21 protein-coding genes are annotated in these 25934 nt (G+C 62.0%); 6 read left to right on the top strand and 15 right to left on the bottom strand.

The genetic code is table 11. From position 1 onward, the window contains the following. Nucleotides 1–12: 12 nt before the first annotated feature. Complete coding sequence (locus EFB14_RS09465; protein ID WP_125843327.1) at nucleotides 13–777, bottom strand: SDR family oxidoreductase; 765 nt, start codon at nucleotides 775–777, stop codon at nucleotides 13–15. A gap of 134 nt (nucleotides 778–911) precedes the next feature. Here EFB14_RS09465 and EFB14_RS09460 point away from each other — a divergent pair, with 134 nt between their 5' ends. Both EFB14_RS09460 and EFB14_RS09455 read left to right on the top strand, forming a co-directional pair. Further along, entirely contained in the window at nucleotides 912–1853 is a 942-nt protein-coding gene (locus EFB14_RS09460; RefSeq protein ID WP_125843329.1) for a 2-hydroxyacid dehydrogenase, read from the top strand. 10 nt (nucleotides 1854–1863) lie between these two features. Beyond that, nucleotides 1864–2895 (top strand): L-idonate 5-dehydrogenase, encoded by a 1032-nt coding sequence (locus EFB14_RS09455; protein WP_125843331.1) that lies wholly within the window; start codon nucleotides 1864–1866, stop codon nucleotides 2893–2895. A 106-nt stretch (nucleotides 2896–3001) separates the two neighbouring features. On the opposite strand, the gene EFB14_RS09450 is transcribed toward EFB14_RS09455, so the two are convergent. Further along, complete coding sequence (locus EFB14_RS09450) at nucleotides 3002–4078, bottom strand: LacI family DNA-binding transcriptional regulator (RefSeq protein WP_126824735.1); 1077 nt, start codon at nucleotides 4076–4078, stop codon at nucleotides 3002–3004. Nucleotides 4079–4298: 220 nt separating this feature from the next. Between EFB14_RS09450 and EFB14_RS09445 the strand changes: the two genes are divergently transcribed. Then, nucleotides 4299–5225, top strand: coding sequence for an SMP-30/gluconolactonase/LRE family protein (locus EFB14_RS09445; protein ID WP_126824732.1), 927 nt, complete (start codon nucleotides 4299–4301; stop codon nucleotides 5223–5225). Nucleotides 5226–5288: 63 nt separating this feature from the next. Here the strand turns inward: EFB14_RS09445 and EFB14_RS09440 are convergent, their stop codons facing one another. After that, a complete protein-coding gene (locus EFB14_RS09440; RefSeq protein WP_126824728.1) occupies nucleotides 5289–7364 on the bottom strand; it encodes a VWA domain-containing protein in 2076 nt (691 codons plus the stop codon). Continuing rightward, entirely contained in the window at nucleotides 7361–7885 is a 525-nt protein-coding gene (locus tag EFB14_RS09435) for an RNA polymerase sigma factor (RefSeq protein ID WP_125843339.1), read from the bottom strand. Before EFB14_RS09435 ends, EFB14_RS09440 begins: the two co-directional genes overlap by 4 nt. A 265-nt stretch (nucleotides 7886–8150) precedes the next feature. On the opposite strand from EFB14_RS09435, the gene EFB14_RS09430 reads away from it, so the two are divergent. Further along, complete coding sequence (locus tag EFB14_RS09430) at nucleotides 8151–9062, top strand: alpha/beta hydrolase (RefSeq protein WP_126824725.1); 912 nt, start codon at nucleotides 8151–8153, stop codon at nucleotides 9060–9062. Between the two features lie 3 nt (nucleotides 9063–9065). Here EFB14_RS09430 and EFB14_RS09425 read toward each other — a convergent pair whose 3' ends face one another. The 10 genes from EFB14_RS09425 to bcoG all read right to left on the bottom strand — a co-directional run bounded on the left by EFB14_RS09425 (nucleotide 9066) and on the right by bcoG (nucleotide 22773). Next, nucleotides 9066–11069, bottom strand: a complete 2004-nt coding sequence (locus tag EFB14_RS09425) for a CocE/NonD family hydrolase (RefSeq protein WP_126824722.1) — start codon at nucleotides 11067–11069, stop codon at nucleotides 9066–9068. Between the two features lie 20 nt (nucleotides 11070–11089). After that, a complete protein-coding gene (locus EFB14_RS09420) occupies nucleotides 11090–12721 on the bottom strand; it encodes an ABC transporter ATP-binding protein (RefSeq protein WP_126824719.1) in 1632 nt (543 codons plus the stop codon). Next, nucleotides 12714–13541, bottom strand: coding sequence for an ABC transporter permease (locus EFB14_RS09415; RefSeq protein WP_125843347.1), 828 nt, complete (start codon nucleotides 13539–13541; stop codon nucleotides 12714–12716). Before EFB14_RS09415 ends, EFB14_RS09420 begins: the two co-directional genes overlap by 8 nt. After that, on the bottom strand, nucleotides 13538–14545 hold the full coding sequence (locus tag EFB14_RS09410) for an ABC transporter permease (protein ID WP_125843349.1): 1008 nt from the start codon (nucleotides 14543–14545) through the stop codon (nucleotides 13538–13540). The genes EFB14_RS09415 and EFB14_RS09410 overlap by 4 nt, the downstream gene beginning before the upstream one ends. A 100-nt stretch (nucleotides 14546–14645) precedes the next feature. Next, nucleotides 14646–16235, bottom strand: a complete 1590-nt coding sequence (locus tag EFB14_RS09405; RefSeq protein WP_126824716.1) for an ABC transporter substrate-binding protein — start codon at nucleotides 16233–16235, stop codon at nucleotides 14646–14648. Between the two features lie 118 nt (nucleotides 16236–16353). Beyond that, complete coding sequence (locus EFB14_RS09400; protein ID WP_125843353.1) at nucleotides 16354–17136, bottom strand: carnitinyl-CoA dehydratase; 783 nt, start codon at nucleotides 17134–17136, stop codon at nucleotides 16354–16356. 6 nt (nucleotides 17137–17142) lie between these two features. Then, complete coding sequence (locus EFB14_RS09395; protein WP_126824713.1) at nucleotides 17143–19197, bottom strand: acetate--CoA ligase family protein; 2055 nt, start codon at nucleotides 19195–19197, stop codon at nucleotides 17143–17145. A 4-nt stretch (nucleotides 19198–19201) separates the two neighbouring features. Continuing rightward, the gene (locus EFB14_RS09390; RefSeq protein ID WP_126824710.1) at nucleotides 19202–20362 is read right to left on the bottom strand and encodes an acyl-CoA dehydrogenase family protein; all 1161 of its coding nucleotides are present in this window, start codon (nucleotides 20360–20362) and stop codon (nucleotides 19202–19204) included. Nucleotides 20363–20372: 10 nt separating this feature from the next. Next, nucleotides 20373–21863 (bottom strand): carnitine 3-dehydrogenase, encoded by a 1491-nt coding sequence (locus EFB14_RS09385; protein WP_126824707.1) that lies wholly within the window; start codon nucleotides 21861–21863, stop codon nucleotides 20373–20375. Between the two features lie 7 nt (nucleotides 21864–21870). Further along, the gene (gene bcoG / locus EFB14_RS09380) at nucleotides 21871–22773 is read right to left on the bottom strand and encodes a 3-dehydrocarnitine:acetyl-CoA trimethylamine transferase BcoG (protein ID WP_125843361.1); all 903 of its coding nucleotides are present in this window, start codon (nucleotides 22771–22773) and stop codon (nucleotides 21871–21873) included. Nucleotides 22774–22849: 76 nt separating this feature from the next. Here bcoG and EFB14_RS09375 point away from each other — a divergent pair, with 76 nt between their 5' ends. Continuing rightward, nucleotides 22850–23872: a GlxA family transcriptional regulator gene (locus EFB14_RS09375; RefSeq protein ID WP_125843426.1), complete on the top strand. Its 1023-nt coding sequence runs from the start codon at nucleotides 22850–22852 to the stop codon at nucleotides 23870–23872. On the opposite strand, the gene EFB14_RS09370 is transcribed toward EFB14_RS09375, so the two are convergent. Further along, on the bottom strand, nucleotides 23847–24722 hold the full coding sequence (locus EFB14_RS09370) for a LysR substrate-binding domain-containing protein (RefSeq protein WP_125843363.1): 876 nt from the start codon (nucleotides 24720–24722) through the stop codon (nucleotides 23847–23849). The two genes, EFB14_RS09375 and EFB14_RS09370, sit on opposite strands and share 26 nt — an antisense overlap. A 111-nt stretch (nucleotides 24723–24833) precedes the next feature. Here EFB14_RS09370 and EFB14_RS09365 point away from each other — a divergent pair, with 111 nt between their 5' ends. Beyond that, nucleotides 24834–25736 carry a DMT family transporter gene (locus EFB14_RS09365; protein ID WP_125843365.1) on the top strand — a complete coding sequence of 301 codons (903 nt, stop codon included), beginning with the start codon at nucleotides 24834–24836 and terminating at the stop codon, nucleotides 25734–25736. Nucleotides 25737–25934 lie beyond the last annotated feature (198 nt).

The following is a 25934-nucleotide window of genomic DNA, read 5'->3' as shown; positions in this document are numbered from 1 at the left end:
GTCGCACCTCTGTCAGAGGCAGGTCGTGATGCCGCCGTCGACATACAGCGTGTGCCCGTTGATGAAGGACGAACCGCGGCCCGACAGGAAAACGGCAGCCCCGACCAGTTCCTCGACATTGCCCCAGCGGCCGGCCGGGGTGCGCTTCTCCAGCCAGGACGAGAATTCGGGATTATCGACGAGCGCCTGGTTCAGCGGCGTCTTGAAATAGCCCGGCGCGATCGCATTGATCTGCAGGCCATGCTTGGCCCAGTCGGCACACATGCCGCGGGTCAGGTTCCGCACCGCGCCCTTGGTCGCCGTATAGGGAGCGATGCCGGGGCGCGCCAGTTCGCTTTGAACGGAGGCGATATTGATGATCTTGCCCTGGCCGCGGGCGATCATGCCCTGGGCCGCCGCTTGGCCGACGTAAAAGACGCTCGAAATATTGGTGGTCAGCAGCAATTCCCATTTGTCCGCCGGGAAGTGTTCCAGGGGCGTGCGAAATTGCATGCCGGCATTGTTGATCAGGATGTCGAGCGGCCCGATATCGGCTTCGATCGCCGCGATCCCCTGTGCGGCAGCGTCCTTGCTGGTCACGTCGAAGACGGCCGCATGGGCCGACAGGCCTTGATCCCGGAGGCTTTCGACCGCGCGCTGGACCGTTTCCGCCGTGCGGCCGTTGATGATGACCTCGGCTCCATACTGCGCCAGGCCCTCGGCCAACGCATAGCCGATCCCCTGGCTAGAGCCGGTGATGAGAGCCAACCGTCCGGTAAGATCAAACAGGTTCTTCATGCAAATCACTCCTCCAGTCTCGCTGCGGGTAACGGCTTGCGCCGTCACCCGGGTGAAACTTACTTGACATCCCTTTCCCGGATTATATGTTATCGATAACATAATCAACTGCCAAAATGCGGGATGGAGACGAAATGCCTGAGGTAGAAATCTTGATGGCCGGTGCGTATCCGGAATGGGACATGGTGGATCTGGAGGCGAATTATCGTGTCCACCGCCTGTGGGAAGCGGCGGATCGGCAGGAACTGATTTCAAAAGTCGGCGGCGATATCCGCGCCATTGCTACCCGTGGCGAACTCGGCGCTTCCGCCGATCTGATGAAGCGACTGCCGAAACTGGAGATCGTCTCCTGCTACGGCGTCGGCACCGACGCGATCGACCTGTCCTATGCCCGCGCCAACGGCATTCGCGTGACGAACACGCCCGACGTGCTCACCGAGGATGTCGCCGATATCGCCATCGGATTGCTGCTCGCCACGGCGCGACAGATCCCGCAGGGCGATGTTTTCGTCCGCACCGGCCAGTGGGGCAACGTTGCCATGCCACTGGTAACGCGGGTGTCCGGCAAGAAGGTGGGCATCGTCGGCATGGGACGGATCGGAAAGGCAATCGCCAGAAGGGCTGCCGCCTTCGGCTGCGACATTTCCTATTTTACCCGCAATGAACACAAGGACGTTGCCTACGCCTACCAGCCCGACCTCATAAAGCTTGCCGATTGGGCCGATTTTCTGGTCGTCATCGTCCCGGGAGGGGCAGCGACGACGAAGATCATCAATGCGCCAGTGCTCGACGCTCTCGGCCCCAACGGCATCCTGATCAATGTTTCGCGCGGGACGACCGTCGATGAGGAAGCGCTGATCGCAGCGCTCCAGGACCGCACCATTCAGGCCGCAGGCCTTGACGTCTTCCTGAACGAACCGAGGATCGACGCACGTTTCCTGGCGCTTGAGAATGTCGTGTTGCAGCCCCATCACGGCTCTGGCACTGTCGAAACGCGCAAGGCCATGGGCCAGTTGGTCAGAGACAATCTCGCTGCGCATTTTGCGGGTGGCCCGCTTCCAACTCCCGTCGTGTGAGGATCCCGATATGAAAGCCATCGTCATTCATGCGGCCAAAGATCTCAGGATCGAGGAGCGCGAACCGGAGATCGCGGGAGCTGGGCAGGTGGAGATCGCCATCGAAGCCGGCGGTATCTGCGGTTCCGACCTGCACTATTACAATCATGGCGGCTTCGGCACCGTTCGCCTGCGCGAACCGATGATCCTCGGCCATGAGATCGCCGGCACGATCAAGGCGCTGGGTGCCGGCGTCACAGACCTTGCCGTGGGGGATCGTGTCGCGGTTTCCCCGAGCAGGCCGTGCAACCATTGCCAATATTGCCTGAAGGGACAGCAGAACCACTGCCTCAACATGCGGTTTTACGGCAGCGCCATGCCAATGCCGCATATTCAGGGCGGCTTTCGCCAGCGCCTGGTGGCGGAGCGCTGGCAATGCCACAAGGTCGCCGACGGCATTTCCATTCACGAGGCCGCCTTCGCCGAACCTTTTGCCGTGACGCTGCATGCGGCAAACCGCGCCGGATCGCTGCTTGGCAAACGGGTGCTTGTCACCGGTTGCGGCCCCATCGGGATGCTGGCAATCGTTGCGGCGCGCGTTCTCGGCGCCCGCGAAATCGTGGCGACCGATGTGACCGACAGTGTTCTGGCCATTGCCCGCACCAGTGGCGCGGACCGAACGATCAACGTGGCAACGCATGCAGCCGACCTTGCCGCTTACAGCGCCGACAAGGGATATTTCGACGTCATGTTCGAGGCGTCAGGCAATGAGAGGGCCGTGCGCGCCGGCCTGGAAACACTGAAGCCTCGCGCCGTTCTCGTGCAGCTTGGCCTCGGCGGCGATGTCTCCATTCCGCAGAACATGATCGTTGCGAAAGAAATCGAGATGCGCGGGACTTTCCGTTTCCACGAGGAGTTTGGGCTCGCCGTCGAATTGATCAATGCGTGTCGCGTCGATTTGAAGCCTCTGCTGACGGGTGTTTTTGCCATCGACGAGGCCGTCGCTGCTTTCGAATTGGCGGGCGATCGCAGCAAGTCGATGAAAGTGCAGATCGCCTTCTGACCCAACCACGTGATTCCCTAAGTCGGAATCGCGTAGAGATAATATTATCGCCAATTCAAATTGTTGCAGCGCCGCGCGTCTGAAAAGACGTGCGGCGTGGTCGTGCTCACACTGTCGGCGCGCCGGCGCGATCGGTGCTTTCGCGCAAGACAACCCTATAGCTGGTCAATGTGATCTCGTCGCCGGTCGCCTCGCCGCTTTGCAGGGCGTGCAGCAGGCGAGCAGCCGCCTGGCGGCCGATGCCATAACAGTCCACATTGATGGTCGTGATGCGCGGATGACAGATGGATGAGATCTCATAGTCGCCGAAACCGGCAACGGCGATGTCCCGCGGAACCTTCATTCCCCTGCGCGTACATTCCATGATGGCGCCGAAAGCGGAAAGGTCGGAGACGCAGAGAACCACTTCCGTGTCCGGCCAGCGCTCCAGCAGGCTGACGATAGCCTGGCCGCCCTGCTCCATGGTGATGGGCGGGATGCCGAAGGAAATCATCCGCCCCGGTACCAGGCCGAGTTCTTCGACAGTCTTCTGGAAACCGCTTCGCCGCTGGCTGCCGCGCGTATCGCGCGCCGTCGTTCCGCCGATATAGCCGAACTTCCGATATCCCTGGCTGGCAAGCGTGCGCACCAGCAAAGCCATCGCCTCGCTGTTGGAAAAGCCGACGACATGATTGATCGGGTCTTCCGGAAGTTCCCAGGTTTCGACAACGGGAATGCCGGCTTTTGCAAGCATCCGCCGCGCCCGCGCGGTATGTGAACCACCGGTCAGGATGATGCCTTCCGGGCGGCGGCGCAGCATCGCCTCGATCAGCTCTTCTTCCTTCTCCGCCGAATAGTCGGTATAGCCGAGAAGAAGCTGCAGACCGGTATTCTCCAGCGCATCGGTAATCCCTCGCGCTGTGTCGGAAAAATTTGAATTGTTGATGGACGGCACCAGCGCCGCGATGAAGCCGCTGCGCCGCGACGAAAGACTGCCGGCCGAAAGATCGAGCACATAGCCCAGCGCGTCGACGGCTTCCATGATGCGCTTGCGGGTCTCCTCGGAAACACTCGCATCCTGTCGAAAAGCGCGCGAAACGGTCATGGCCGATACGCCGACATATTTGGCGACCTCCGCCATCGTCAGCTTTTGAGCATCTCCCGGCTTGAGACGCTTGTCTTTCGGCTCATCCTCGTTTTTCACTGGTCTCCGCTTTCACAAAGCTTCAGAGTCGGGCAGTTCGAGACACGATAAAGTTATCGCTATCATCCTACAATCGATATTATTGCAGCCATACGTCGTTCCACAGCTTGAAAAGCCGAATTCGGGCGGGATTTCCGCAGGTGCGGACGCATCAACATCTGTACGAGACCTGAAAAACAAGACAAAATGATATCGATAACAATTTGAGATAGGAGGCATCATGTTCGGGGAAATCGAAGGTACGGGGTTCGAGGTTCTCGATCCGCGCTTTGAAAGCTGCTTCGTCGGCCATGCTCGTGTCGAACGGCTCTGGACCGGCGGCCGTTGGCTGGAGGGACCGGCGTGGTTTGCCGCGGGCCGTTATTTGGTTTTCTCCGATATCCCCAACAATCGGATGATGCGCTACGACGATACCAGCGGGCATACCTCCGTCTTCCGCTCGCCCAGCAACAACTCGAACGGCAACACCGTCGATAATCAGGGTCGGCTCCTCACCTGCGAGCATCTGACGCGCCGTGTCACGCGAACCGAATTCGACGGCAGGGTCAGCGTCCTGGCCAACCGGATCACGGGTAAGCGGTTCAATTCCCCAAACGATGTCACCGTCAAATCCGATGGCACGGTCTGGTTCACAGACCCGAGCTACGGCATCCTCCACGATTACGAGGGCGACTACGGAGAAGAGGAAATCGGCGGATGCCATGTTTACCGGCATGATCCGGCGACGGGCGCGACCGATCAGATGACATCCGACTTCGTCAAGCCGAACGGGCTGGCTTTCTCACCTGACGAGACAGTGCTCTACATCGCCGACACCGGCGCCTCGCACCTGCCGGGCGGTCCGCGTCATATAAGAAAATTCGCAGTGTCAAGCGATGGAAAGCTCACTGATCTCGGCGTTTTCGCCGAATGCACCGCCGGCTTTTTCGATGGCTTTCGCGTCGACCGGAAGGGAAGGATATGGGCGAGCGCCGGCGACGGCGTGCACGCCTATGATCCTGACGGCACTCTGCTCGGCAAGATCCATATTCCCGAGATCGTTTCCAATGTTGCTTTCGCAGGAGAGAAACTGAACCGTCTCTTCATCACTGCGACCACCTCTCTTTACGCTGTTTATCTCACGGCCAACGGATCGAGACTGGGTTAACGCCGAGGAGAGGCTCCCCTTTCAGAAAGCCTCTCTGTCACGAACCGACGATCCGATCAGCCTTCACCGTTGGCTGAGGCCGTCCGCCAGCCTGATGAGGCCGAGGAAGTCCGACCTGTAGCCGAAAGTATCAGTCCCCCGCGATGCCGCGGCGAGATCGGCAATCGCCTGATAGGAATAGGAATCAACGGCGGCGACGCGGCTCAGTTTCTGGCCGAAGGCGGCGACCGCTACCGAGAAACGGACATCCTGCGGCGCGGCATCAACGCTGGCGACCGCGTTGCTGTCACCGACGGGCGTGGTGATGAGAGCGCTCTTGTCTTCGCCCGGCCGCTTGTAGCGCATCTTGACGAAGGCAAGTTCGCCACGATGCGCGCTGTCCGATGTTTCGGCCGGCGCCTTCTCAGCCGGGCCGTAACGCAGGTCGTCATTCATGACCGCCGGGCTTCCCCTGGGCGTGATCTCGTAAATTGCCGTGACGCTGTGGCCTGAGCCGATATCGCCGGCATCGACGCGGTCATTGTTGAAATCCTCGCGGTTGAGCGCGCGCGTCTCGTAGCCGATCAACCGGTATTCGGCGATGCGTTCCGGATTGAACTCCACCTGGAATTTGACGTCCTTGGCGATCGGAAACAGCGTCGATCCGGCTTCTTCGACCAGCGCCTTCTGCGCCTCCGCCAGGGTGTCGATATAGGCGGCGCTGCCATTGCCGTTCTGCGCCAGCGTCTGCATCAGGGAATCGTTGAGATTGCCGCGCCCGAAGCCGAGAACGGTCAGGAAGGTGCCGTCCTTGCGTTTCTCTTCGATAATCCGCTTCAAATCCTCGTCGCTCGAGGGACCGACATTGAAATCGCCATCGGTCGCCAGCATCACCCGGTTGACGCCGTCCTTGACGAAGGCTTGCTTGGCAAGATCATACGCCGCCTCTATGCCTTCGGCACCGCCGGTCGAGCCCCCCGCTTCAAGCCTGTCGATCGCAGACAGGATCTTCGATTTCTCCGCCACTCGGGTCGGCTCCAGCACCGTGCCGGCATTGCCGGCATAGGTGACGATCGAGACGGTATCGTCGGCCTTCAGCTTGTTCACGAGCAGGCGAAAAGCACTCTTGAGCAACGGCAGCTTGTCCGGCTCGTCCATCGAGCCCGACACGTCGATCAGGAACACCAGATTGGCATGGGGCGCCGTTGCCGGCGCGATGTCATAGCCTTTGATCGCCACATGCATCAATTCCGTGTCGTGATTCCACGGTGTCGGCATGACAGTCACCGTCGCCTTGAACGGCTGATTGGCATTCTCGGGACGAGGCCAGTCATAGGGGAAATAATTGATCATCTCCTCGACTCGAACCGATTGCGGATCGGGCATCGCCCCACCCGTCAGCGACCTGCGGACGAAGGAATAGGAGGCGCTGTCGACATCGGCGGAGAAGGTCGACACCGGATCGGTCGCAACGCTCTTGATCGGATTGGCCGCGGCATTGGCAAATCGCTCTCGGCCGGGATCGAGCTGGATCTGGACCCGTCCCTCCGCCGGCGGCGCAGGCGAAGGGACGATGGCGGCCATCGGTTCGGTCAATAGCTGCCCCTCAACCGCTATGCCCGGAGCGGCCGGCGCAGCGCGCTTGGCCAGCCCGTCCGTCGCGGCGGAATCCTCCAATTTACTCTTGAGAGCATCGGGCTTTGCGGCCTGCTGCTCTTTGTCCTGTGAGGTTTGCCCATCAGTCGCGGCGGCCGATTGAGCCGGCCCGTCCTCTTCGGTCGCCGCCTCGGAAAGCTGAGGCGCGGCCGTGACGGGTTCTGCCGGTTTCGGCGCAATAATTTGCGAAATATTGTCCGTGATCTTTTCCTGATCGACGATCGGCAAGCCGCTACGGGTCAGCTCGATTGCGAGATAGCCGGCGGCGGGAATGACGAGCAGCGTCGCAAGGGCTGAACCGGCGAGAAATTTCTTGTTCATGGCAGGGCTCCATATCCAGTTGATGATGGAGCTTTGACGCCAGCCCTTCGCATTTCCTTGGGGCACCGCTGCGGCGTCGTCGAAGGCCTGCATCGCCGCCGCAAGCGCACGCGCGCGTGCCTCCGGATCGGCTGCCGGCGGTGTGGTGCGGGAGAGCTTTTCGAGTTCCTTGTCCACGGTCATACCTCTTCCTGGCCGAGCATAGCCTTCAGCCTCTTGCGCGCCTCATGGACCTGCCAGGACACCGTCGTTTCCGAGCAGCCCATGACATCGGCGGCGGCGGCGTGGCTGAGGCCTTCGCCATAGACGAGCAACACCGCGTCGCATTGTCTTTCCGGCAAAGCACGCACAGCCGCCCATAATTCGCTCGAGACCTCGTCGTCATTTCCGAGTGGTCCATCCTGCTGCGGCTCGGCGGCATAGGCGCGGAAGGTCCGCTCCTCTCGCGCAAGCTTACGCCTGTGATCGCGGGCAGCGTTGAGCGTCAATGTGTAGAGCCATGTCCTGAAGCTGCTCGCGCCGCGAAAGCTGCGGATTGCCCCGCCGAGCTTGACGCAGACCTCCTGGGCGATGTCGTCGGCGTCGGTGGAACTGCCCGACCATCGCCACGCCGTCGCATGGACGAAATCATAATGACGCGAGACCAGTTGCCCGAAGGCCTCACGGTCACCGCGTTGCGCCCGTTCTATGAGCTCCGCGTCCAATGCGCACCTACCCCCAAGCTATCAAGCAAGATGCTATTTCGGGATTGAGACGTTTCTCCGATGGCTTTCCTTGGGTCGACGACCAAAAAATTATCAGTTCTTTTGAAAAATATACGGAGGCCCGAATTGCAGGTTCAAAATTATGGAGCGTCGCGACATCCACAGGTCGCTGGCGGACAGATTGCCTGCAACACAAGAGCGCATGATGAAAGCAGAGTCGGCCAGGGACATGGATCTGCATTGTCCCAAATCGAAAGGACCCTCCATGTCCGCTCCATCGCCTACCCCTACCGAAAAGGGCATCCTGCAGTTTCTCGAAATTTGCGATAGCTTCTATCCCGTCGATGCCGTCGAAGCGTCAGTCGAGCAGCAACGGCATTGGTACGACGCTCTTTGTGCACGGTTCGACCGGCCGCTGCCCCCTGACATGATCTTTGCCGACGGCATGGTCCAGCGCATACCGATCCGGCGTTACCGTCCCCGGAAGATCAGCACCCGTACCGTCCTTCTCTATCTTCATGGCGGCGGCTTTGTCGTCGGTTCGCTCGAGAGCCATCATGCCATCTGCGCCGAGATCGCCGATTTTGCCGGCGCGGAACTCGTTTCGGTCGATTATCGCCTCGCCCCTGAATATCGCTGGCCGGCACAGACGGATGACGGCTTCGCCGTGTTGAAGCATCTGCTTTCCGCCGACAACAAGGTCGTACTGATTGGCGACAGCGCCGGCGGCAATCTTGCGGCGGGCCTTGCCTTGCGTGCACGCGACGAGGAATTGCCCGGTATTGTCGGCCAGGTCTTGATCTATCCGGCGCTCGGCGGAGGCCTCGATACCGGCTCCTACGTCGAAATGGCCGAGGCACCTGGCCTGACGACGGCAGATGTCGCCTATTACCGCGAGATTCTTCAGGCCCCGGCGGACAACTCCATCGCCGCGCCGCTCAACGTATCGTCCGCTGCCGGGCTGCCGCCGGCCTTCATCACCGCCGCTTATTTCGACCCCCTTCGCGACGACAGCCGGCAATACGCCGCCCGCCTCGCCGACGCGGGCGTCGAAGTCTGGTTCCGGGAAGAGCCGCAGATGGTGCATGCCTGGTTGCGCGCCCGTCACATGAGCGACGGCGCGCGCGACGGCTTCCGCGCCGTCTGCGAGGCCGTCAGGCATTTTGCCGCGACTTGACGATCACATCAGATCGCGCGCGATCCGCTTTTCGGCAAAGACCTTTTTGAAGATCTGCACGTCGTCCTCAAAAGCGGTGACGACGGCGCTGATGATCCAATCGGTCCGGGTGCAGGCGATCTGCGCGGTCGCGACCGTGCGGACAAACCAGCCCGGGCGGCGCATGTCGCAGGTCCATGTCGACGTGCCCTTCATCGACAGCGGATCACCCGGCGAAATCGACCAGACTTCCTCGCGCAATTGACGGGTCGACAGCCCCGTCTCAGGGTGCTCGTAGAGCCCGGTATCCTCATGAATGCAATAATCGGTTCGATTGGCCGAGAGATCGCGGACGACCTGCCGTTTGGTCGCGGCGGCGACATGCTCGATGTATTTCGGCAGCGGATCGGGATTGGCCGGTTCCTCGATTTCGATCCGCTGGTGGTCGCCGAGCATCGGCAATCCCAGGCCGAGCGAGGCGATATCGATGTCGATCCCTTCGTCTTCAGGCGGCGGCAGGATCATCGGCCAATAAGCCGTCGAAAGCGAGAGACGGATGCGATGCCCCTTGCGGAAGCGATAGCCGCAGGCATCGAGCACGAGCCGGATCGATACATTCTCGCCTGGCACGAGCGGCATGGGATCGGCATTGCCGTCGCGGTGAGTGAGATTGACGACGCCGAAGGCGACGCGCGTCGCCGTGCCGTCGGGATGGATATCGACGAGCCGGGCGTAGAGATTGCCGCCCGTCGCCCGCGCGCGCAGCGCAAGCGTGAGCACGGGCCGGCCGAGATAATCGCAATCGGCGGAAAGCGGCACCGTATCGAAGACCAGCGAACCGGCATCGTCGGAGCGCTGATCGATTGCCATTTCGGCGTCGGGCTTCAGCGTAAAATATTCGCCCGAGGCCGTGCCGGTGTCGAGAGGGGAGCTGAGATAGACGGGATGCTCGGGCGCATGCGGGATCGGCATGCCTTCCGTCAGCTTGCCGAACTGCTCGACATAGAAACACTGCATCCGCGGAGGCGACCATTCATCTTTGGCGACCCAGAAGCCCGGATCGCTGTCGCGGCGCGGGGCAGGGCGGATGGCGTCGAGAATATAGGCGCGGGCCTGGGGCAGGTTGTCGATGCCGTTGTCCTCGCCACGCAGCCATTTGTTCCACCAGGCGATCGCTTCGCCATGGAAATCCGTGCGCGGCTTCGGCCAGGCAAAGTGCGGATATTTGTGCACCCAGGGGCCGATCAGCGCCTTTGCCTTGCCGCCTAGGCCCTCGACCGCCATCAGAGGCGTATTGCGATAGCCGTCCGCCCAGCCCGCAATGACCAACGTCGGGATTTCGACGCGGGAAAAATCCTCTGAGATCGAGCCGTGACGCCAGAAATCATCGCGTCGCTGGTGGCTCAGCCACTCTTCCATGAAGAAGGGTTCGCCTGCCAGTCGTTCCAGCCACATCTCCTTCCAGCGCTCACCAACAAGCGCAGGATCGGGCGGCCGCGACTGATAACCGAGCATCGTCGCCGCCCATGAAAGCTGGGCGGAGAGATGGCAGCCGTTCTTGTAATGGATATCGTCATTGTAGCGGTCGACGGTCGAGGCGATCGAAATGACGGCCTTCAGCGCCGGCGGACGGAGTGCTGCGACCTGAAGGCTGTTGAAGCCGCCCCAGGAGATGCCCATCATGCCGACCGAGCCGTTCGACCATGGCTGCGCGGCAATCCAGGCGATCAGCTCGCAGGCATCGGCAAGCTCGCGTTCGGTATATTCGCCGTCGATGACGCCGTCGGACTCTCCCGATCCGCGGATATCGATGCGAACGCCTGCAATGCCCGCCGCAGCAAACACCGGATAGGTCGATTCATCGCGTGGGCTCGTCCCGTCGCGCTTGCGGTAGGGCAGGAATTCGAAGACGGTGGGAACGGGATCTTTCTCCGCGCCGTCGGGCATCCAGATGCGCGCGGCTAGCCGCGTCCCATCCTTCAGCAGAATCCATTTATTCTCGATGGTGGTGAAGCCGCGCGAGGCCATGCTCATTCCTTGATGCACATTCAGTTGCCGGCGCTTTCCATGCGACGCGTGGCGAGCACGCGTTCCAGCCAGCCGATTTCCATTTCCGGCACGGATTTCAACAGCAGATCGGTGTAATCGTCAAAGGGCGGTGACAGCGCCTTCGATTTCGGACCGAACCGCACCAGCTTGCCACGATGCATCACCGCCACGCTGTCGGCAATCGCCCGGACGATCGCGATGTCGTGGGTGATGAAGACATAGGATAGCTGTTCTTCCTTTTGCAGGCGCAGGAGCAATTTGAGGATACCCTCTGCCACCAGCGGATCGAGCGCCGAGGTCGGCTCGTCGCAGAGGATGAGTTCGGGCTTGGCGGCCAGCGCTCTTGCGATCGCCACGCGCTGCTTCTGGCCGCCAGAGAGTTCGGCCGGATAGCGATCGACAAAGCCCTTGCCCATTTCGATCTGGTCGAGCAGTTCCTTGACCCTTGCCGTCTTCTCAGCGCCTCTCAGGCCATAATAGAAGGTCAGCGGGCGGCCGATGATGTCGCGGACCGTCTGTCGCGGGTTCATGGCGGTGTCGGCCATCTGGTAGATCAGCTGGATGCGCCTGAGATCATCGTTCGGCCGGTTCTTGAGATCGGGCATCAGCGGCTTGCCGTCGAAGACGATGCGCCCGCCGCTCGGCGGCAGGAGGCCGGTAATCGCGCGAGCCAAGCTCGATTTTCCGGAACCGGATTCGCCGACGACCGCAAGCGTCTGCCCCTTCGGCACATGCAGCGAGACATCGTGCAGCACCTTGAAGCCGTTGGAATATTCGGCGCCGACATTTTCCACCTTCAGAAGCGCCGTGGATTGGTCGGCGGCCTCCTCGCGATAGGCCTGCCTGACATTGACGAGGGCGCGGGTATAGTCTTCCCGTGGTGCCTCGATGATCTGCTGGACGCTGCCATATTCCACCTGTTTGCCGTAGCGCAGAACCATGATGTTATCCGAGATCTGGGCGACGACGGCGAGGTCATGGGTGATGTAGAGGGCAGCTGTGTGTGTTTCCTCGATGGCATGCTTGATCGCCGCCAGCACGTCGATCTGCGTGGTAACGTCAAGCGCCGTGGTCGGCTCGTCGAAGACGATGAGTTCGGGATTGGAGCAGAGCGCCATCGCCGTCATCGCCCGCTGCAGCTGGCCGCCGGAAACCTGGTGGGGAAAACGCTCGCCGAAGGTTTCGGGATTGGGCAGGCCGAGCACTCCGAACAGATAAAGCGCACGTTTGCGCGCCTCGTCCTTGCTCATCAGTCCGTGTTTGACGGACGCTTCGATCACCTGATCGCCGAGCCGATGCGCCGGATTGAAGGCGGCAGCGGCCGATTGCGCGACATAACAGACCCGGGCACCGCGAATCTTCCGGATGCCGTTTTTCCCGAGCGCCAGGATGTCGGAGCCGTCCAGCAGCACCTCGCCGCCGGTGATTTCGGCGCCACCCCGGCCATAGGCGAGTGCGGAAAGGCCGATCGTCGATTTGCCGGCGCCCGATTCCCCGATGAGGCCGAGAACCTTGCCCTTCTGCAGATCGAAGGAAACGCCGTCGACGATCGTGACCCGCTTCGGCGGTTCGCCCGGCGGATAGCTGGTCGCCTCGATCTTCAGATTGCGAACGGAAAGAAGCTCAGGCATCGCCGCGCCCTCCCTTGAGGCTGGATGTGCGTTTCAGGAGCCAGTCGACGACGAGGTTGACGCAGACGGCAAGGGCCGCGATCGCCGAGCCCGGCACCAGCGCTGCCGATATGCCGAAGATGATGCCGTCCTTGTTGTCCTTGACCATGCCGCCCCAATCGGCCGCCGGCGGCTGAATGCCGAGACCCAAGAAGGAAAGTGTGGAGAGGAACAGGATCGAGAAAGCGAAACGAAGCCCAAACTCGGCAAGCAGCGGCGAGAGCGTGTTCGGCAGGATTTCGCGGAAGATGATCCAGAGCTTGCCTTCGCCGCGCAGCTTCGCCGCCTCGACGAATTCCATCACCGCGACGTCGAGCGCCACGGCACGACCGAGGCGGTAGACGCGGGTCGAATCCAGGATCGCCATGACGAGGATCAGCACGATGATGTTTTGAGGCAGCACCGCAAGAACCACGAGCGCGAAGATCAGTGTCGGGATCGACATCATCAGATCGTTGAAGCGCGAAAAGACGGTGTCGATGAGGCCGCGTGAGACGGCGGCGGTGAAGCTCAAAATGACGCCGAGCGAGAAGGAGATGATGGTCGCAGCCGATGCGACCAGCAGTGTCGTGCGCGCGCCGTAGATCAGCCGCGAGAGGATGTCGCGGCCGAGATTGTCGAGGCCGAAGACGTAATTCGCGTCGGCAGGCGCCCAGACGTCGCCGACGACCTGGGTCTCGCCATAGGGCGCGATCCAGGGTGCGAAGAGGGCGCAGATGAAGGCGATGGCAATGCCGATGATGCCGATCCAGGCGGTGATGGGGATGTCTCGCAATCTCATCTTGGATGCCTCAGCCGGGGATTGGCGATGATCGCGAGGATATCGGCCGTCATGTTGAGGAAGATATAGACGGCGGCAAAGATCAGGCCGCAGGCCTGCACGACAGGCATGTCGCGCACGGTGACCGCATCGACCATATATTGGCCCATGCCGGGATAGACGAAGACGACCTCGACGACGACGACTCCGACCACGAGATAGGCGAGATTCAGTGCGACGACGTTGATGATCGGCGCGAGCGCATTGGGGGCGGCGTGCTTGACGATCGAACGGGAGGCGCTGAGGCCCTTCAGTTCCGCAGTCTCCATATAGGCCGAGGACATGACCGAAAGGATCGCCGCACGCGTCATGCGCATCATATGGGCGAGCACGACGAGCACGAGGGTCGCCGTCGGCAGCGCGATCGCCTTCAACCGCTCGACGAAGCCCATGCTGTCATAGACCGTCGCCGGGAAGGTCGCCATGCCGAACTTCACCGCGAAGAAGAGGATCAGCAGGTAGCCGATGAAGAATTCCGGCAGCGAGATCGCCGCAAGCGAGATCACGTTGATGATCTTGTCAGGCATGCGGTTGCGGAAATGCACCGACAGCATGCCGAGCCCGACGGCAAGCGGCACTGAAATCACCGCTGCGAAACCCGCGAGGAAGAGGGAGTTGCCGAGGCGCTTGCCGATCTGTTCGCTCACCGAATTCTTGCTGGCCCAAGAGGTGCCGAAATCACCCTGCACGGCGTTGCCGAGCCATTCGACGTAACGCGTCGTGACCGGGCGGTTCAGTCCGAGGTCCTGGCGAATATTGGCAACGGCCTGCGGCGTCGCCGACTGGCCGAGATAGGTGGTAGCAAAATCGCCGGGCAGGGCTTCCAGACCACCGAAAATCAGGATGGAAACAGCGAAAAGCAGGACGACGCTGAGCACGAAGCGCTCGAGGATAAGGGCAAGCAACGGAAAACGCTGCCGGAACTTTAGCCCAGGCAAGATGTCGCTCGGGGCAGGATTGGTCATGGCGAAGGCCTCGCGCTAAAACGTCGGGAGGACCGCGGGGTTTCATCCCACGGTCCCGGCTTCGTTGGAGATCAGAGGGGGCAAGCGCCCCCTCTTGCCATCAGGCGTCCAGCCAGACCCGGCTTGCGACGTAGCCGTTCGACATGTCGTTGCCGATATCGTGGACATAGCCCTTCACCTGCTTGGTGGAGGCGTTCACGAAGTCGTTGAACATCGGCAGGATCACGCCGCCCTCGTCTCGCACCGTCATCGCCATGGTGCGGTACATGTCCTTGCGCTTGGCTTCATCAAGCTCGGCGCGGGCCTGCAGCAGCAGCTTGTCGAAGTCAGGACGCTTGAAGCGGGTGTCGTTCCAGTCCGCCGTCGAGAGATAGGCGGTGGAATACATCTGATCCTGCGTCGGACGGCCACCCCAATAGGAGGTCGAGAAGGGCTGGACGTTCCAGACATTGGTCCAGTAGCCGTCGCCGGGCTCGCGCTTGACCTCGATCTCGATCCCGGCCTTCTTGCAGCTTTCCTGATAGAGGACGGCCGCATCGACGGCGCCGGGGAAGGCGACTTCCGACGTGCGCAGGAGGACCGAGCCGCTGTGGCCCGATTTCTTGTAGTGGAAGGCCGCCTTGTCGGGATCATAGACGCGCTGCTCGATGCCCTCGGGGAACAGTGCATAGGTGCTGTTGATCGGGAAGTCGTTGCCGACCTTGCCGTAGCCGCCGAGGATCTTCTGCACCATGGTCTCGCGATCCATGGCGTATTTGAGGGCCAGGCGCAGGTCGTTATTGTCGAACGGCGCCTTGTCGCAGTGCATGATGAAGACGTAGTGGCCGCGGCCGGCGGTCGAGAGGATCTCGACATTGGGTGCGCGTTTCAGCATGTTGACCGTCTTCGGGTCGACGCGGTTAATATAATGCACCTGGCCTGATGAAAGAGCCGCGATGCGGGCGGTGGCGTCGTTCATGCCGATGATCTCGATCGAATCGACATAACCGCGGTCGGTTCGCCAGTCGTCCTTGTTCTTCTCGAAGGTGGCGCGGACGCCAGGCTCGAAGCTCGTCATCTTGTAGGGGCCGGTGCCGATCGAGGCCAGAGGATCGTCGACGCCGCCATTCGGCTGGATGACCAGATGGTAGTCCGACAGCAGCAGCGGCATGTCGGCATTGCCCTCGCTGAGCGTCAGCACGAGATTGCCGCCGTCGGCCTTGATTTCCTTGATCGAGCCGAGGACACCGAGTGCGCCGGATTCCGACTTTTTATCGGTGTGGCGCTTCAGCGTCGCAACGACGTCATCGATCGTCATCTCCTTGCCGTTGTGGAACTTGACGCCTTTGCGGATCTTGAAGGTCCAGGTCGCCGCGTCCTTCGACGGTTCCCAGGATTCGGCAAGCGCCGGTACGGCAGCACCCGTCAGCGGATCGGATTCGACCAGCATGTCGCCCCAGCAGCGGCCGATGCAGAACATCACCTGCGACAGGAATTTCGCCGGATCGTTGGAATCGGTTGCAGCGCCTCCTTCGAGGCCGAGCTTCAGGTGGCCGCCGCGCTTCGGTTCGGCAGCTTCAGCGCTTTCGGTGAAGAGCTTGTCGGCGACGGCAAGTGTGATGCCCGCCGCCATGGCGCGTCCCATGAATTCGCGGCGGCTCAGTCCGCCTGCCGTGACGCGGCTTGCGAGATATTTGGTGTAGTCGTTCATTCCCCAGTTCCTTCTTTATGGTGCGTTGACAGAACTTCCGGGCAGATTCGCAGGCGGTTTCCTCTCCACCTCCGATGCCCGCATCATGCGGGAAAATGCTGCGGTTGCTGCCGCCTCCCTATCTTCCTTTCCAAATGGGGCTTCGCTTCTCGGCGAAGGCCCGTGCGCCTTCCAATTGGTCCTCGCTCGAATAGAGCATGTCGACCGTCGCAAACTGCCGCTTGGTGATCTTGTTCATGGCAGTCTGGAACGTCGAACCCTCCGCTTCGCGGACGATTTCCTTGATGGCCGCGTAGACGAGCGGCGGTCCGCTTTCGAGCAGGCGGGCAAGCTCCCACGCCCTTTCCATCAGCCAGTCTGCCGGCAGAACCTCGTTGACGAAACCCCAGCGATGCGCCTCGTGAACGTCGAGCCAGCGTCCCGTCAGAAGCATGTCCATGGCGATGTGATAGGGGATGCGCTTCGGCAGCTTGATCGAGGCGGCATCGGCAACCGTGCCCGAGCGGATTTCCGGCAGGGCGAAGGTCGCATGGTCGGCCGCGAGGATCAGATCGGCCGAAAGCGCGATCTCCAGTCCGCCGCCGCAACAGATGCCGTTAACCGCACAAATGACCGGCTTGTTGAGGTCGCGCAGCTCCTGCAGCCCGCCGAAGCCGCCGACACCGTAATCCCCGTCGACCGCATCGCCTGATGCCGCTGCCTTGAGGTCCCATCCGGCACAGAAAAACTTTTCGCCGCTGCCCGTCACGATGGCGACACGCAAGGCCGGATCGTCGCGGAAATCGCGGAAGATCAAGCCCATGGCACGGCTTGTGGCAAGGTCGATGGCATTCGCCTTCGGCCGGTCGATGACGACTTCGAGCACTCCGCCGTCCTGTCGTGTGCGAATCTGGTCGCTCAACCTATCCTACCTCCTCCGCCGTATGAGGGCATCAACCGCAGCGACACCGCGTCCCTCGGGAAGAACCATCAATGGATTAATGTCCAGTTCCTCCAGGTGTGCCGCGTTCATTACGACATAATCTGCCGCTGTTGCGATAGTGTCGATCATAGCCTCGAGATCGCCTCGCGGCCGCCCGCGATAGCCATAGATCAATTTTGCGATTTTGAGGCGCGCAATCGCCGTGTGAATATCTGCTTTCGTCGCCGGAAGCGGCAGGATGATGGAATCTTCCAGCAATTCGACGAGGATCCCACCCGCTCCAAGCATGAGCGACAATCCGAAGACGGGGTCGCGGGTAGCCCCGACAATGAGTTCGGCGACCGGCGCATCGACCATCCTCTCGACGAAATAACCGGCATCAGAGGCCATAGCCGCCGCCGCATTCGACACCGCCTCTGGATCTCTGAGGTTGAGCACGACGGCCCCGGCCTCGGTCTTATGCGCGATACCGAGACCCTTCAGCACGACGGGGAAACCGAGCCGTTCCGCCAGCTCGGCGGCTTCGCCAGGAGAAAAAGCCTGCAGCCCCCCGGGGATAGGGAGGCCGCAGGCGGCAAGCTCTATCTTCGCATCAGCTTCCGTCAGTGTCTCGATCTCGCCGTCCGCGGGGACGACGTTGAGCAAGGGCAGGGGAGGCGGACGATCCCAGGCCTCGCCAATCCCAGCGGCGACTTCGGCCGCGGTGATGGCTTCGTCGATACCCGAGAAGGCGACGATACCATTTGACATCAGGCGCTCGGCGACAGGCTCCGGCATGTTCTCAGGAAGGGTCGCGAGAAGCCCGGCCAGCGTACCCGTGGCGGAGGCTGCTGCGATAACCGCGTCCGCCGTCGTCATCCATTCGGATGCCTCACACCGGTCACTGCGGGGAAAATCGAGAACGACGAGATTGAGAGCGCAGCCACCCTCGAACATAGCACTGAAGGCCTCCGTCTGACGGGCGAGATCGCCCCAAACGAAGGTGTGGTAGTCGAGCGGATTGGCAAGCGCCACCATCTCGCCCAGGACCTCGCGCAGCCGCGGCAATTGCCGTGGCTGGAGGGCCGGGAATTCCACTTTGCGGCCGACTGCGGCATCCGCCATCAGCGAGGCCTCGCCGCCGGAGCAACTCATGGACGAGATCGAATGGTTTGTAAGCGGGCCGGCGATATGCAGGAGTTTCAACGTTTCGAGCAGCGCCGGCAGGCTTTGGACACGACCGAGACCGAGGCGCGCGAGCACGGCATCGGCAACCGCATCGCTGCCGGCAAGCGAGGCGGTATGCGAGACGGCCGCGTGTTTTGCCTGCTCCGACTTGCCGACTTTCAGGACGACGACGGGCTTCCTCGAGCGACGGGCAATGGCGGCAAGACGTTCGAGGGCGGCGAGATCACCGAACCCTTCGACATGAAGGCCGATGGCCGTCACACGCGGGTCGTCGATCAGCGCGCAGGCGACATCGGCAAGCGATGTCTGCGCCTGGTTGCCGGCAGTGACCACATAGGCGATCGGCAGCCCGCGGGTCTGCATGGTCAGGTTGATGGCGATATTGGAGGACTGCGTGAGGATCGCAACACCGCGTTTGACCCGCTGCATGCCGTGCTGATCGGGCCATAACAGAGCGCCGTCGAGACCGTTGATCAGCCCGTAGCAATTGGGTCCGAGGATCGGCATGTCGCCGGCGGCCTCAAGAAGAGCTTGCTGCAGCTCGGCGCCGTCGGCAAGTTCTGCCGTCGCCTCGCTGAAGCCCGATGCATAACAGACCGCCCCCCCGGCGCCAGCCCGCGAAAGGCCGCGCACGATGTCGACGGTGAGCACCCTGTTGACGCCGACAAAGGCGGCATCCGGGGCTGCGGGCAGATCGGAGAGGGAGCGATAGCAGCGCCGCCCGAGCACTTCGTCCAATTTGGGATGGACGGGCCAGATCTCGCCGGCAAAGCCCATGCGGTCGCACTGCTCGATCACCCTGCGCGCTTCGCGGCCGCCGAAGACGGCGATCGTTTGCGGTCTGAGCAGGCGGTCGAGCGGGCGAGATGTCATCGGCTCACGCTCCCAGGGGTCTGAGCAGGTCGCGGCTGATGATGTGCCGCTGGATTTCGGAGGTACCGTCCCAGATGCGCTCGACGCGCGCATCGCGCCAGAAGCGGGCGAGCGGAAGGTCGTCCATCAGTCCCATGCCGCCAAAGATCTGGATCGCCTCGTCGGTGACGCGTGCCAGCATTTCGGAGGCGTAGAGCTTGGCCGAAGCGATCTGCCGGTCTGCGGGGCGGCCGGCATCGACCTGCCAGGCGGCGGCAAGCGTCAGCCAATCGGCTGCGTCGATCTCGGTGATCATGTCGGCGAGCTTGAAAGACACACCCTGATTGGCGCCGATCGGCTTGCCGAATTGCTTGCGTTCGGCGGCATAGGGCAGGGCCAGGTCGAAGACACGCCGCGCCCGGCCGACACAGGTGGCGGCAACCGTCAACCGCGTGCCGTAAAGCCACTGATTGGCGATATCGAAGCCGCGATGCACCTCGCCCAGCACTTGGGCTTCGGGAATCCGGCAATCGGTGAAACTGAGGGTGCAGTTATGGTAGCCGCGATGCGAAACGGAATCATACCCCTTGAGAATTTCAAACCCCGGCGTGCCGCGATCCACCAGGAAGGCGGTGATCTTCTTCTTGATGCCTTTCGGCGTTTCCTCTTCACCCGTCGCGGCAAAGACGATGACGAAATCGGCGACATCGGCATGGGAGATGAAATGTTTCGTGCCGTTCAGGACAAAGTCGCCACCGTCGCGGCGGGCAGCACACTTCATGCCGCGCATATCGGAACCGGCGTCCGGTTCTGTAATCGCAAGCGCATCGATCTTCTCGCCGCGCACCGCAGGCAGGAGGTAGCGCTCGCGCTGCTCGCCCTCGCAGGCCATCAGAATGCCGGATGGCCGGCCGAAGAACACCGTCAGCCCCAGCGAGCCGCGCCCGAGTTCCCGCTCGACCAGCGTGAAGGTGGTATGGTCGAGACCGGCGCCGCCGACCTCCTCTGGGAAATTGCAGGCGTAAAAGCCGAGATCGATGCATTTGCGCTGGATTTCGCGCCCGAGCTCCGGCGGCACGATGCCGCTGCGCTCGACCTCGTTCTCATGCGGATAGATTTCGGTTTCGACGAAGGCGCGAACCGTCTCGACGATCATTTCCTGTTCTTCGCTGAGACCAAAATTCATGCCGATCCCCCTATCGCCTCTGACCGACGTGACGGCCGACGCCTTCGGGCGCCGCCAAAGTCGCATGTGCTTCCGCGATCGCCTTGACCTTGTCGAACACGGCGGCCGGCGCCGGCGTGGCCTTGCCGGCCTTGCTGTCGACATGCAGCAGCATGTGCTCGGCGGTGGCGAGAGTCTCGCCCGTCTCCGTGTCGCAAAGCGTGTGAAAGACGTGCAGTCGCTTTTCGTCGACACCAAGCACCTGGCAGGTCGAATGGATCGCCTGACCGAGCTTCGCCTCGCCGAGATGGCGGATGTGGGTTTCCACCGTGTAATAGCTTTGCCCCGCCTCGACATAGGCAAGGTCGACGCCGATGAGGCGCAGCAATGCGTCTGACGTATCGCCGAAGACCTGCAGGTAGCGGTGCTCGGTCATATGGCCGTTATAGTCGACCCAGGCCGGGCTGACCTTCGTCTCGACGAGCCTCAGCGGCTTCGACGGATCGAAAGACTTGGGTGTCCCGCCGCCTTGTGCCCAGAGCGATTGCTCGAAATCCTTCAACAGCTTGCCGGCACCCCAGCCCTTGCCGCCATGGCCGCCCTTGAGGGCCTGCAGAATACCGACGAGGTTTTCGTCGCGGATGCGTTCGAGTTCACGGAACGACAAGCCGGCTGCCTGCTCGTCGGATTGCCGGCCGATCTTTTCGATCAGCGCGTCGTCGAGATCGACCACATCGGTGAGCTTGGTCCAGGGCCAGGCGAGGCAAGGGCCGAACTGAGCGAGGAAGTGGCGCATCCCGGCCTCGCCGCCGGCGATGCGATAGGTCTGGAACAGGCCCATCTGGGCCCAGCGCAGGCCGAAGGAGTAGCGGATGACGTCATCGAGCGTCTCGACGGTGCAGATGTCGTCATGGATCAGCCACAGAGCCTCGCGCCACAGCGCTTCGAGCAGCCGGTCGCCGACGAAGGCCTCGATCTCCTTGGCGATATGGACGCCCTTCATGCCGATCGGCGCCAGCCTGTCCATCGCCGCTTCAATGGTCGCCGCCGAGGTCTTTTCGCCGCCGACGATTTCGACGAGCGGCAGCAAGTAGACGGGATTATAGGGATGGGCGACGAAGAGGCGCTCGGGATGTTTCATGTCCCGTTGCAGATCGGTCGGCAGCAGACCCGAGGTGGAAGAACCGATCAGCGCATCAGGACGGGCCGCGGCATCAATTTGTGTCAGTACACCACGCTTGAGATCGAGCCGTTCCGGCACGCTTTCCTGGATCCAGTCGGCACCGGCGACGGCTTCCTCCAGCGTTTTGCAGAACCTCAGCCTGCCGCGCGGCGGCAGCGGTGCGCCGGTCAGCATGGCATAGGCTTTTTCGGCATTGGCAATCACTTCGCCGACGATGCGGCCCGCCTCCGGATGCGGATCGAACACGTCAACATCGATGCCGGCGAGCAGGAAACGGGCGATCCATCCGCCGCCGATGACGCCGCCGCCGATACAGGCTGCCTTGTTGATCCCTGTCATGCCGCCCTCAGCGCTTCGTCAGTTTGAGTTTCTTGCGAACGTCTTCCGGGCCGATGATCCGGGCGCCCATGCCTTCGACCACCTGCACCGCCTTTTCGACGAGCTGCGCATTGGTGGCGAGCTGGCCCTTGCCGACGAAAAGATTGTCTTCCAGGCCGACGCGGACGTTGCCGCCGGCCAGAACCGCTGCGGCGGGATAGGCCATGGCGTTGCGGCCGATCGAGAAGGCCGAGAAGGTCCAACTCTGCGGCACGTTGTTGACCATCGCCATGAAGGTATTGAGATCGTCGGGCGCGCCCCACGGAATGCCCATGCAGAGCTGGATCAGCACCGGGTCTTCGATCAGGCCTTCCTCGGCGAGCTGCTTGGCGAACCAGAGATGGCCGGTGTCGAAGGCCTCGATCTCGGGACGCACGCCGAGATCGGTCATCTTCTTCGCCATCGCCCGCAGCATGGCCGGGGTGTTGGTCATGACATAGTCGCCGAGGTTGAAGTTCATCGTGCCGCAGTCGAGCGTACAGATTTCAGGCAGGCATTCGGCGACATGGCTGACGCGCTCGGTGGCGCCCGCCATGTCAGTGCCCCTGGGATTGAGGGGAAGGGGACTTTCGACATCCCCGAAGATCAGGTCTCCGCCCATACCGGCGGTGAGATTGAGGACCACGTCGACATCCGCCGAGCGGATGCGGTCGGTGACTTCCTTGTAGAGATCGTTGCGGCGGCTGGCACTCCCTGTTTCCGGATCGCGGACATGGCAGTGAACGACCGCCGCACCGGCCTTTGCCGCATCGATCGCGGAATCGGCGATCTGCTTGGGAGTGATCGGCACGTGGCTGGATTTTGAGATCGTATCGCCGGCGCCGGTGACGGCACAGGTGATGAAAACATCGCGGTTCATCGCAAGAGGCATGTTTTTGTTCTCCCCGTCTTAACTAGCATTACGCGACAGGTTGGGCAGCGATGCTTTGCATTTTCAGAAGTTATCGATACATTATCAGAAATCTTGGGAGGTAACCTTGCTGCAGCGATCGACGGAACGGCTCGATATCGATCTTCTCGTCCTGCCGGACACGAACCTGATCCTGATCGCGTCGGTCATCGAACCGCTGCGTGGCGCCAACCGTATTTCGGGCAGCGAACTTTATCGCTGGCGGCTGCTGACGCCTGATGGAGCGCCGGTCCCGACCACCAGCAATATCGCCGTTCCCGTCGAGGGGATCTTCCGGGCGACGACCGAGGATCGGCCTCTGTTCGTGCTTGCCAGCTATAATTGGCGCGGAAGCGCCACGCCCGCACTCAAGATGCAGCTCTCCCAGGCCGCGCGCCACCGTACGGTGATCGCCGGCATCGAATCCGGGACATGGTTGCTTGCAGAGGCAAGCCTGCTCGATGGGCTGCCCGCCACCGTCCACTGGGAGGACTACGAGGATTTCGCGCTTGCCTATCCCGAGGTGCGGGCCGTCAAGGACCGTTTCGTCATCGACGGCAAGCGTCTGACGACATCGGGGTCGCTCCCGACCGTGGACCTGATGCTGGAGATAATCAGGCAGCGGCAGGGTTATTCGCTGGCGCTCGAGGTCAGCCGGCTGTTCCGCTACGAGCAGCCTTCCTTCCACGCCGACGAACCGCTTTCCGCAGCCTCGGCGGGACTGCGCATGCACGATCCGCGCGTGACGCAGGCGGTACGGCTGATGGAGGAGCATATCGAGCAGCCCCTGACCCTTGCACGGCTCGCCCGCAGGGTGGGCGTCAGCGCCCGGCATCTGCAGGATCTCTTCCAGCAGAGCATCGGCGCGCCGCCGCATGTGCATTATCTCGCCCTGCGCTTGAACACGGCGCGCCGCAAGGTGATCGAGACGACAGCCTCCTTCGCCGACATCGCGGCAGCGACCGGCTTCAATTCGGCTTCGGCCTTTGCGAGAAGCTACCGGGCGAGCTTTTCCGAGAGTCCATCCGAAACCAGGCGCCGTTTGCGCCGCCGCATCACACCATCGAAAGCGCCGGCATAGGCTGGAACGCCTCCCGCACCATTTCGGCAAGCTCGCGTATGGCCTCGCTGGAGCGATAGGTGCTCCGGCGAAGCACGACCTTCGAGGAATCGACCGGCGGAAAACCGTCTTCGGCGGTCAGTTCCCGACAGCCGGACGGAATGCTGCTGCGCGAAAGCGTGGTGACGGCAAGGCCGGCGATCACGGCGTTCTTCAGCCCCGAACCCGTATCGGCGATGAAAGCGATCCGGTAATTGCGGCCGATCTGCTCGAGCGACCGGAGCGCAAAATCGCGTGACCAAGTGGAGTTGCGATAGGTTGCAATGGGCAGGGGGTCCATATCATGCAGCCGGTGGACCATCGACGTGACCCAGACGGTCGGGTCGATGCACAGAACCTCGCCCTGCCTCTGGTCGCTCCAGTCGAACACGACGGCAAGATCGAGTTCGTCCCGCTCCAGGGCGGCAATGTTGCGGGATGTATAGTCGCAGGACACGGTGACCTCGACCGCCGGATGACGCACGGCGAAAGCCGCAAGGGCTGCCGGCAGCACCGTCTGGCTGTATTCCTCGGGAATTCCGATACGCACCGGCCCATCAAGCGGCTTGCTTCGGATCGTCGCGGCGGCCTCGTTCAGGAGATCGATGACCCTGCGGGCATAGGGCACGAGCTGTATGCCCTGGCGTGTGAGTAGCACGCCGCGGGCGCCGCGCTCGAACAGCGTTTCCCCGATCGCCGCCTCGAGCCTCTTGACTTGGGTGCTGACGGCCGATTGCGTCCGGCCGATGCGCTGGGCAGCCGCGGAGAAGTTCGACGTCTCGGCGACGACCAGAAAGGTTCTCAGGAGGTCGCTCTCGATCGGTTCGTGCATGGAAAGCCATAGAAAAAATCGATGATAGCCATCACTACTATTCGTTTGTCTAATGTCAATTCCCGGCGCAGAAATGATCCGCGTTCGACTTCCTTCTTTGAGAATATCTGCGTGACCATTGAAAATACGGCCAGACCACTCGCAGGCAGCGAGCACGAGAAGGGTGTGCTTCTCATCGTTGCCGCGACGCTTGCCTGGAGCGCCAGCGGCGTCTACTCGCGGCTCCTGACCACCGACGTATGGACGGCGATCGCCTGGCGGTCGTTGTTCGGCGGCTTGTTCCTGCTGATCCCCTGCCTTTTCCTCGAAGGGGGCATCTCGCGGCAACAATGGCGTTCCGTCTTTCATCCCACAGGTCTTGCGATGATCGCATGCCAGACTTTCAGTCAGGGATGCTTCATCGGTGCGCTCTACATGACCACCGTCGCCAACGTGGCGATGATCTATGCGACAACGCCGTTCATCGCGGCCTTGTTCGGCTGGCTCATCCTTCGGGAGAGGGTCGGCAGGCGGACGCTGATTGCCGGAGGCATCTCGCTCCTCGGCGTGGCCGTCATCGTCGCCTCCTCGATCGGCGGCGGCACGGGGTGGGGCGACGTGCTGGCACTCGGCATGACCGCGTCTTTCGCGCTCGTCATCATCATTCCGCGCATCAATCCCGGCGTGCCGAGCCTGCCGCCAACCGTCGTCAGCGCCTTCCTGACCCTCCTCATCTTCGCTCCGTTCGGCTCGGTCGGTTCGCTCGACCTGCACAACTGGATCGTCCTTGCCGCTTTCGGCGCGACCAATTTCTCGCTCGCGCTGGTGCTCTTCCTGGCGGGGGCGAAGCGGATGCCGCCGGCGGAAGCCGCATTGATCGGCACGATGGAAATCGTGCTCACGCCCTTCTGGGTCTGGCTGCTGTTTTCCGAACAACCGCCTGTCGCCACCTATTTCGGCGGGGTGATCATTCTCGGCGCCGTGTTCTGGCACACGGCCATGGACTTTAAGCGCGGGCAGCGGCAGCGTTCCTGAGGCGTCATCGCCTTGCAGGAAGATTATCCACGTCTTTGCCGACTGTCGTCTTTGAGTTGCGCCCTGTCGTTTTCATGAGCGCTGTTTTGCGCAAGGCGTGGTTTGCTGAGGGTGTTTAAGGCGGCAGAGGAACCGAGATCGACCGAAAGGAGGTTCTGGAGCCCGGAAACCAGCTCTTTGCGCAGCAGATCGACAGAT

The sequence above is a fragment of the Rhizobium fabae genome (assembly GCF_003985135.1).
Classification (GTDB): domain Bacteria; phylum Pseudomonadota; class Alphaproteobacteria; order Rhizobiales; family Rhizobiaceae; genus Rhizobium; species Rhizobium pisi.
This window is presented reverse-complemented; position numbering and strand designations above follow the sequence as displayed.